The sequence below is a fragment of the Amycolatopsis thailandensis genome (assembly GCF_002234405.1).
GTDB lineage: Bacteria > Actinomycetota > Actinomycetes > Mycobacteriales > Pseudonocardiaceae > Amycolatopsis > Amycolatopsis thailandensis.
On record NZ_NMQT01000236.1, the window covers coordinates 1 to 8,384 of the forward strand.

Annotated in this window: 7 protein-coding genes; 5 read left to right on the forward strand and 2 right to left on the reverse strand. The window is 71.3% G+C overall.

The features are described from left to right. Both CFP71_RS44510 and CFP71_RS41910 read left to right on the forward strand, forming a co-directional pair. A partial coding sequence (locus tag CFP71_RS44510; protein WP_208636156.1) for a hypothetical protein occupies nt 1-606 on the forward strand: 606 nt, incomplete at its 5' end. Beyond that, nucleotides 603-2,267 carry an acyl-CoA dehydrogenase family protein gene (locus CFP71_RS41910; protein ID WP_167406479.1) on the forward strand — a complete coding sequence of 555 codons (1,665 nt, stop codon included), beginning with the start codon at nt 603-605 and terminating at the stop codon, nt 2,265-2,267. The genes CFP71_RS44510 and CFP71_RS41910, both read left to right, overlap by 4 nt. Nucleotides 2,268-2,628: 361 nt before the next feature. Here the strand turns inward: CFP71_RS41910 and CFP71_RS41915 are convergent, their stop codons facing one another. Beyond that, entirely contained in the window at nt 2,629-4,668 is a 2,040-nt protein-coding gene (locus CFP71_RS41915) for an ArnT family glycosyltransferase (protein WP_244200037.1), read from the reverse strand. A gap of 165 nt (nt 4,669-4,833) precedes the next feature. Here CFP71_RS41915 and CFP71_RS41920 point away from each other — a divergent pair, with 165 nt between their 5' ends. Genes CFP71_RS41920 through CFP71_RS41930 form a run of 3 tightly spaced genes read left to right on the forward strand, consistent with a single transcriptional unit; the run spans nt 4,834 to nt 7,308 of the window. Continuing rightward, nucleotides 4,834-5,367, forward strand: a complete 534-nt coding sequence (locus CFP71_RS41920) for a metal transporter (RefSeq protein ID WP_244200038.1) — start codon at nt 4,834-4,836, stop codon at nt 5,365-5,367. Between the two features lies 1 nt (nt 5,368). Beyond that, entirely contained in the window at nt 5,369-6,646 is a 1,278-nt protein-coding gene (locus CFP71_RS41925; protein WP_244200039.1) for a sensor histidine kinase, read from the forward strand. Continuing rightward, nucleotides 6,643-7,308, forward strand: coding sequence for a response regulator (locus CFP71_RS41930; RefSeq protein WP_093939411.1), 666 nt, complete (start codon nt 6,643-6,645; stop codon nt 7,306-7,308). The genes CFP71_RS41925 and CFP71_RS41930 overlap by 4 nt, the downstream gene beginning before the upstream one ends. A gap of 11 nt (nt 7,309-7,319) precedes the next feature. Here CFP71_RS41930 and CFP71_RS41935 read toward each other — a convergent pair. Continuing rightward, nucleotides 7,320-8,384 (reverse strand): non-ribosomal peptide synthetase (locus CFP71_RS41935; RefSeq protein ID WP_143267279.1); only part of this gene is annotated, 1,065 nt, incomplete at its 5' end.

Genomic DNA, 8,384 nt, shown 5'->3' on the forward strand with positions numbered 1-8,384 from the left:
AACCGCGGCGCGCTGGTCCAGCAGTTCCCCCGGCTGGTGAAGGAATTCGCCGCCGGCACCGTGGACGGCGGCGGACTGGCGGCGGCGGTGTCGATCGGGGGCGCGCCGGGTCCGTTGGACCGCGGTGCCCTCGCGCTGGTGTCGCGGCGGGGATGCTCATTGGTGCAATCCCTTCCCCGGCTGGCGGCCTCGCTCACCGGATCCGCGCCGGACGGGCTCGCGGCGCACGCGACCGCCTTGGCCGCCACCGCCGGAAAGATCCACGAACTGATGGCCGGCGTCGCTCCGGCCGCCCGCCCGCCGATGGCGGCCTACGAACTCGCCGAGGCCTACGAACTCTGCTACGCGGGCGCGGCGTGCCTGCACACCTGGTCGGCCGAGCGGCACCGGGACGAACCGTTGTGGGAGAACGGCCTTTGGGTGCGGGCCGCGCTCCGCGCGCTGCGGGCCAGGCTCGCCGCCAGGCTGCGGCTCCCCGTGCCCGGCGCCGAGGCGGGAGACGACCGGATCGACGACGCGCTCGCGGGACACGTGGCCGCGGCCGTCCGCGTCGGCGGCCCGGTCACGCCGTTCGGCACGCCGATGCTCCCGGCGGACCGGTCATGAGCGCCGCCGAACTGGACGCGCTGTTCGGCGACGCCTGGGACGAGAAGAACCCGGTGGGCCACACCGCGGTCCTCGCCGCCGACGAACGGCGGGAGATGCTCGCCGCGGGCGAACGCGTGCTGGACGAGTACGGCCTGAACGCCGAGTTCGTTCCCGTGGCCCACGGCGGCCGCCTGGAACGCGCCGACCGGCTCGCCGAGGTGCTGCGCACGGTATGGCGGCGCGACCCGTGTCTCGGGCTCGGCTACGGTCTCAGCTCCCTCATCGCGTCCGTCAACGTCTGGACCACCGGGGACGAGGAGCAGTGCCGCCGCACGGCCCGCCTGCTGCTGGCGAACCGCCGGATCGCCGCCGCCTTCCACGAACTGGCGCACGGCAACGACTTCGCGCACGCCGAGTGCGCCGCCCGGCCGGACGGCGGGGGCTGGCTGCTCTCCGGTCGCAAGGAGATCGTGACCAACCTGCGCCGGGCCGAGGCCATGGTGCTGTTCGCCCGCACCGGCCCGGCGGGGAGCCGTGGCCACAGCCAGTTCCTCGTGACGCGGGACGAACTGCCCGCCGCCAGGCTGCGGGACCTGCCGCGCTACCACAGCTCCGGGATGCGGGGAGTCCAGCTGGGCGGTGTGGAGTTCGACGACTGCCCCCTCCCCGGCGACGCCCTGATCGGCACCCCCGGCCAAGGCGTCGAGGTGGCACTGCGCTCGTACCAGATCACCCGGTCGGTGGGCGCCGCGATGTTCGCCGGCCCGCTGGAAACCTCGCTGCGACTGGCGATCCGGTGCTCGCTCGACCGGCGGCTTTACGGCGGTAAGGCCGCCGACCTGCCGTACGTGCGCGCGGCGATCGCCCGCGCCTACGCCGATTTGCTGGCCATCGAGGCGTTCTCGTCGGTGATCCTGCGCGCCCTGCACCTGGCGCCGGAGTCGATGGGCGTCTACGCCCCGGCGGCGAAATACCTGACCGCGCGGATGCTGCTCGACGCGTTCGCGGACCTGCGCGCGGTGCTGGGTGCGCGTTCCTACCTCCGGCAGGGCCAGTACGCGATGTTCCAAAAGCTGGCGAGGGACATCGCGCCCGCCACCTTCGCCCACGTGTCGCTCAGCGCCGCGCTGGTGACGCTGCTGCCGCAACTCCCCCGGCTGGCCAGGCGATCGTGGCTCTCCGGCCCGGCCGCCCCGCCTTCGCTGTTCGACCTCGGCGGCGACCTTCCCGCGTTGTCCCTCGACCGGCTGAGCGCGGGAATGCCCCGCCAGGACGGGATCATCGGCGCCCTGGCCGAGATCAGCGGCGACGCGTCACCCCACGACTCCGATCCCGTTCGCCGGTTCACGGCGCGCTACGCGGACGAATTACGGAGGCTGCGGGACGAATGCGCCACCCTCGGACCCGCGGACCTCGCCATCGACGCGTCGCCCGCCGCCTTCGCGCTGGCCGACCGGTACACCGTGGTCCTCGCCGCCTCCTCCGTACTGGCGGTGCGGCGGCACGACGAGTCCGTACTGCTGGGCGCGCTGGACCGGCTGACCGAACGGACGGGCGGCCCGCCGGTGCTCAGCCCCGCCGAACGCGAAGAAACGGAGCGACGGTTGTTCGACGAGGCCGTTACGCGCTACCTCGACGACCGGCCTCTGTTCCTGAATTCGAACGGCGCTGTGGTGTAGCGGTTCCGAGATCGGGTGTTCTTGAGTGATAGAGCCGGTTCTATTGAGGGGCAAGGCAAAGGTGGCGTGATCGAGTCTTCTGCCGAGCAGGGCCTTCGCAGCCCTGCCTGAACTGTTCTACGGGAGCAGATCGCGACGTCGACCGTCCACATGATACACCCTTTTCAGCTGGAACGCCCGTTTTGGGCATTTTGCGACACTTTATGAAGGGGTCGTGAGTGGTAAAGAGGGTTAGAACCCTCTTTACCACTCACGACCCCCTGCGATAAGGTCACGCAAAGTTCCTAAAACGGGCGTTCCAACTGGCAAGAGCGTCTCTTGTGGACGGTCAAAGGTCGCGATCGACTGGCGATTTTCGCGCTCAGGCACCGGCGGCGCAACGGAAGACGAAGAGCCCCGGGTCCCCACCGTGTTCGGCGGGCGGTACGAGCGGGCAATTCGTGGCCGTCCAGGCCACGATCCGGTACAACTCCGAATCGTTCGTGAACAGGCCACCCGCGCCACCCAGTACGACATGCCGTAGTTCCCCGGTCTCCACCAGTCGCCGCACGCCCTCGAGGGTCGGCCGCGGTACCTGGCCGGAGAATCCGCCCATCGGCAGGAACCATTCCCCGGTCGGCACGATGAACTGACCGGCGGTCTGCCAGGACGTCGTAGCCGCCACGTAGCGCGCGCCTTCGCGGTGTGCCATCAGGTAGTCGAACATCTTCCGCTGCGGGTCGGTCAGGGTGTCCTTCGTGTCGCTGTCCAGATCCACCCCGACCGGTCCGCTCGGCCCGGCACCGGCCTCGAAAGCGCTACCCGCGTACCGGTGGTCGAAAGCCGACAGACCCCAGGCACACGGAAGCACCAGCACCGCGACGAGACCGGCGACGGCCGCGCGCGCGACCGGGGCGCGCCGCAGGGCCCCGACGATCAGCACGGCGGCCGCCACCGCCGCCCCGCCGAGGGAGAGCCAAGCGAGCCAGGGCAGGAAATCCGCGTACCGCGAGGCCAGGTACGCCGTCCAGGCGAGCTGCGCGACGAGCACCGACGGCGGCAGCCAGGCCGCCCGGCGCTCGCGATACAGCCGCAGGCTCAGCACAGTCCCCGCCGCCGCCAGCGCGGCGAGCGGTGGCGCGAGGGCGGCGAGGTACGCGCTGTGCATGACGGTCATCCGGCTGAGGACCACGGCGAAAGTGACCAGCCACAGCCCCCACAGCACGAACCCGCCCCACTCCTGGCCGGTGCGCCGGGTACGGCGGTACACCACGAGACCGGCCACCAGCCCCACCAAGGCCAGCGGGTACAGCCAGCCGACCTGGGTCGCGTAGCGATCGCCGAACAGCTTGTGCCAGGCCTGGGGCGGATCCTCGGCCGCGGGTGCCGGGGCCGGCTCCGGTACGGGCTCCGGCTCCCCGGGTTGTTCCGGGAGCCCGGGCTGCGGGGCGGCCAGGCGTTCGAGCTCCGGAGGCAGCGTCAGGTCGGTGGACAGCGAGGGATCCGTGAAGTCGGTGCGGGCGGCGCCCGGAACGTGCAGACCGAACCGGTCCAGGCCGTTGTACCCGAAGACCATGGCGAACGCGTTGTCGTCGGTGGTCGCGTCCACCGCGGGCCGGTCCCCCGCGGGAGTCACCGTGTACAACAGGATCCAGCTCGACGAGACCGCGATCAGCACGACGCCGGCGATCGCGAGCTGCCCGGCCCGCCGCCGCCATGACGCGGGAGCGACGAGCAGATACGTCACGGCGAACGCGGGCACCACCATCCAGGCCTCGAGCATCTTCATCTGGAAACCGATCCCCACCCAGATCGCGGCGAGGATCAGCCAGCCTGTCCTGGCGCGCGTCACCGCGATCGCGAACGCCTCCGTGGCGAGCAGCAGGCACAGGATCAGCGCGCCGTCCTCCATGGCGTGGCCGAAGACCGACGCCACGATCGGCGTGACCGCGAACAGGCCCGCCGCCAGCAAGCCCGCGGCGGGGCCGAGCCAGCGCCGGACCAAGCGGTAGAGCACCAAAACCGAGAGCACGCCCCAAACGACCTGTGGCAGGGTCAGCGACCACTCGTGGAATCCGAAGATCCGCGCCGACAACGCCTGCGGCACGAAGGCTCCGGCGAGTTTGTCCAGGGTGATCGAAGCGCCGGGATCGAAGGCGCCGTAGAAGAACGCCTTCCAGCTCACCGACATGCTCTTCACGGCCGCCGCGTAATAGTGCGCGTACCCGCTCCGCCCGATGTTCCACGAATACAACGCCCCCGCGAGAACGACGATGCCGAGCAACGCGGGACGCGCCCAGCGCGGCTGATCCGGCGGCGAGCGCCAGAACCGCAGCCGTGCCAGGCCACGTCCGGGTGAGACGGCGTGCTCCGCCTCCACCATTTCGTTCTGGGTCGATGCTAAAGCGGTCTCTTCGGCCACGGCGCGCCCTTCGACACGTAGGTGAAGTTCTGCGGTGAGAAGCACTTTAGGCGCCGAGGGCCGGATCGCCGCACTGTCAATATCGGCCCAAAGCACGGCTTTTCCCGCACGCTCCTGTACTTTCGGCTGGTTCCCCGGGAGCCCGCCCTTCCTATTCTCAAGCACATGACTTCAGCGCAACGGCCAGCGGGCATCATGGTCAACGTCGGGCTCGGCATCGTGTTCGCCGCGGGCATCGCGTTCACGGCGGTCATGCTCATGAACAGCTGGGGCAGAGCGTCATGGGTCTTTTGCACGCTCGTCGCGGTGGTGCTGTCCGCTCTGGCGCTGCTGCGCGAGCGGCAGAAGACGCTGATCGCGGGCGCCGGTGTGGCGGTCGCGGCCGTCGCGGTCATCGTGTCGCTGATCGCCGGTGACTCGCTGCCGAAGGAGCCCTCGCCCATCACCGGCCTGGCGCTGGCCGTACTCGTCGGCTCCGCGATCAGGACGCTTCCGGTCGGACCGGCCGTCGCCATCGCCGCGGGCGGCATCGCGGTGAACGTGGGCGCCTGGTTCGACGGGCGGGACACGGTGCCGGTCCTGGCCACCACGGCGATGGTCGTCGCGCTGGTGGTGGGGCCGTCGCTGCGCACCCGCGATCACCACCTCCGGGTCACCGGTCCCGCGCCGCAGTACAGGTCCGATTCATTCCACCGCTGACGTGCACGAAGACGTCTACCTCGCCATGTCCACCGCTCGGCCCGCAGGCAGGGACGACACCCCCACGTCCGACCGCTTCGGGCTTCCCGAGTCGCCGCCGCACGGCAAGTCCGTGCGGCGGCGATTCGGTAACCTGACCGTCGTGACCACTCCGGATCGCTGGGCCAAGGTCGCTTCCGACGCCGGACTCGGCGCTCTGTTCCTCGCCGCCGTCGCGATCCAGATCTTCGCGCTCGCGTCGAGCTGGGGCGGCGCGTCCTGGATTCCGGGCGCCCTCGCCGCCGTCGTGGTGTGCGGGCTCGCCTTGGCCCGCCGGCGCGAGCGGACCTGGACCGCGGTCGCCGGGCTCGCCGTCGCGGCGCTCACGATCTTCATCGGCCTGCTGCCGATCACCCGGCTCCCCGCCGAACCGGGCCCCGCCATGGCACTGGGCCTCGCGGTGCTCACCGGGTCCGCGGTCCGGGCACTGGCGCCGGTGCGGGCCGCCGCCATCGCGGGCGCCGGGCTGCTGATGATCGTCGTCCAGCTCGCCGTCGGGCCGGTGTCGGCCGTCCCCGCGATCGCCGCCGCGACCTGGCTGGCCGGGGTCGCCGCGGGCCTGGCGCTGCGGCTGTACGACGGCAAGGCGCGGGCGGCCGCCGACAAGGTACGCCGGGCCGAACGGCTGGAGCTCGCCAGAGAACTGCACGACATCGTGGCCCACCACCTCACCGGGATGCTGATCCAGTCGCAGGCCGCGCAGGTCGTCGCGCGGCGGAATCCGGAAAAGGTCTCGGCGTCGCTGGTCGAGATCGAGGCCGCGGGCTCCGACGCCATGGTCGCGATGCGCCGCGTCGTGGAGTTGTTGCGCGACACCGACGACACGGCGCCGACCGCGCCGGAACCGGAGGGGCTGGACGAGCTGGTCCAGCGGTTCGGCAAGCAGCACGCGAACGTCCGGCTCAGCTCTCCCGAAGGCTCGTCGGACTGGCCGCCCGAGGTGACCAGCACGGTGTACCGGATCGTCCAGGAGGCGCTGACGAACGTGCTGCGGCACGCGCCGCACGCCCGTTCGGTCGACGTCACCGTCGACCGCGACGCCAAGGGCGTCACCGTCGAAGTCGTCGACGACGCCTCGCCGAGTCCCGCCCGGCCCGGTCACCGCGGGGGCTACGGTCTGATCGGAATGCGCGAACGTGTCGAAACGCTCGGTGGGACACTGTCCGCCGGACCGCGGGCCTCCGGCGCGGGCTGGTCCGTGCGGACGACTCTGCCCATCCCCACCAGGGAGCCCCGATGACGATCAAGATCCTGCTCGCCGACGACCAGGCGATGGTCCGCGCGGGCCTGCGGCTGATCCTGGAGGACCAGTCCGACATCGAGGTCATCGGGGAGGCCGAGGACGGCGCGGAAGCGATCACGATGGCCAGGCGGCTGCGGCCGGACGTCTGCCTGGTGGACATCAGGATGCCCAAGCTCGACGGCATCCAGGTCACCCGCACGCTGGCGGGCCCCGGGGTGCCCGACCCGATCCGGATCGTCGTGGTCACCACGTTCGATCTCGACGAGTACGTCTACGGGGCCCTGCGCGGCGGCGCCGTCGGCTTCGTCCTCAAGGACGCCGGACCGGCGCTGCTCATCGAGGCGGTGCGGGCCGCGCACAACGGCGAAGCGCTCGTCTCGCCGTCGATCACCCTCCGGTTGCTCAAGCATCTGAACGAAACCGGCGAGGTATCGCAGGCCGACCCGGCGCGGACGGCGTCGTTGTCCGGGCGCGAGATGGAGGTCGTGCGGACCATCGCCCGGGGCCTGTCCAACCGGGAGATCGCCGCCGAACTGTTCATCTCCTTGAGCACGGTCAAAAGCCACGTCGCCGGGATCCAGACCAAGCTCGGGGTGCGCAACCGGGTCGGGATCGCCGCGTGGGCCTGGGAAAACCGGATCGTCCAGAGCCCCACCTGAGGGGTTCCGGCTCACGATGTCAACGAGGCCGCGAGCTTGCGCACCGTGGGGTTGAGGTAGAGCGCGCGCGGATGCAGCGGCGGCAATCCGCGCTCGCGCATGGCCGCCGCGATCCGCATGGCCAGCAGGGAATTCCCGCCCACCTCCCAAAAACTGTCGGACGCGCCGACGGCGAACCCGAGCACCTGCCGCCAGACCGCCAGCAGCTCACCGGCGAGGCCGTCCACTCCCGCCGGAGGTTCATCGTCCACATCGGACTCCGGCACAGCCTCGACGGGGTCCGGTAGCGCGGCGAGGTCCACTTTCCCATTGGCGGTCATCGGAAGCGCGGGCAGCGCGGTGATGGTCGCCGGCACCATGTGGTCCGGCAGGATCCGGGCGATCCGCTCCCGCACCGCCGCCGTGGTCCCCTCCGAGAGCACCACGTAAGCGTCGAGCCGTCTGGCGGCCGCGTCCGCCCCGCGCACCGTGACCGCGGCCGCGACCACCCCGGTGCCCTCCGCCAGCACCGACCGGATCTCGTCCGGTTCGATGCGGAACCCGCGCAGCTTGACCTGGTCGTCCTGCCTGCCGAGGTGCTCCAGCACGCCGTCCGGCCGCAGCCGCCCCCGGTCACCGGTGCGGTACATCCGCCCGCCGCCGAACGGATCGGGCAGGAAACGTTCGGCGGTCAGGCCGGGACGGCGCAGGTAGCCGAGCGCGACACCGGCGCCGGCGACGTGGATCTCGCCCGCCACTCCCGGCGGCGCGAGCCGCCCGGACTCGTCCAGCACGTACACCCGCCATCCGGGGACCGGCCTGCCGACGGACCTCGATCCGGCGAGCGCGTGCCACCGGGTGACGGTCTCGGCGGTGACATGCACGGTGGTCTCGGTGATGCCGAACATGTTCACCAGTCGGCATCGGGTCTCGGGATACCGGTCCAGCCACGGAAGCAGGCTCCTGACCGGCAGTGGCTCTCCCCCGAAGATCACCAGCCGGACCGGCAGCCGATCGTGGCGCGTGCGCTCCACCTCCGTGAGCGGGGCGAACGCCGACGGGGTCTGGCTCAGCACGGTGACCCCGCGCTCGGCCAG

Coding starts and splice junctions, on each gene's coding strand:
- CFP71_RS41930 (WP_093939411.1), top strand. CDS start 6,643: ATGACGATCAAGATCCTGCTCGCCGACGACCAGGCGATGGTCCGCGCG.
- CFP71_RS41910 (WP_167406479.1), top strand. CDS start 603: ATGAGCGCCGCCGAACTGGACGCGCTGTTCGGCGACGCCTGGGACGAG.
- CFP71_RS41920 (WP_244200038.1), top strand. CDS start 4,834: ATGACTTCAGCGCAACGGCCAGCGGGCATCATGGTCAACGTCGGGCTC.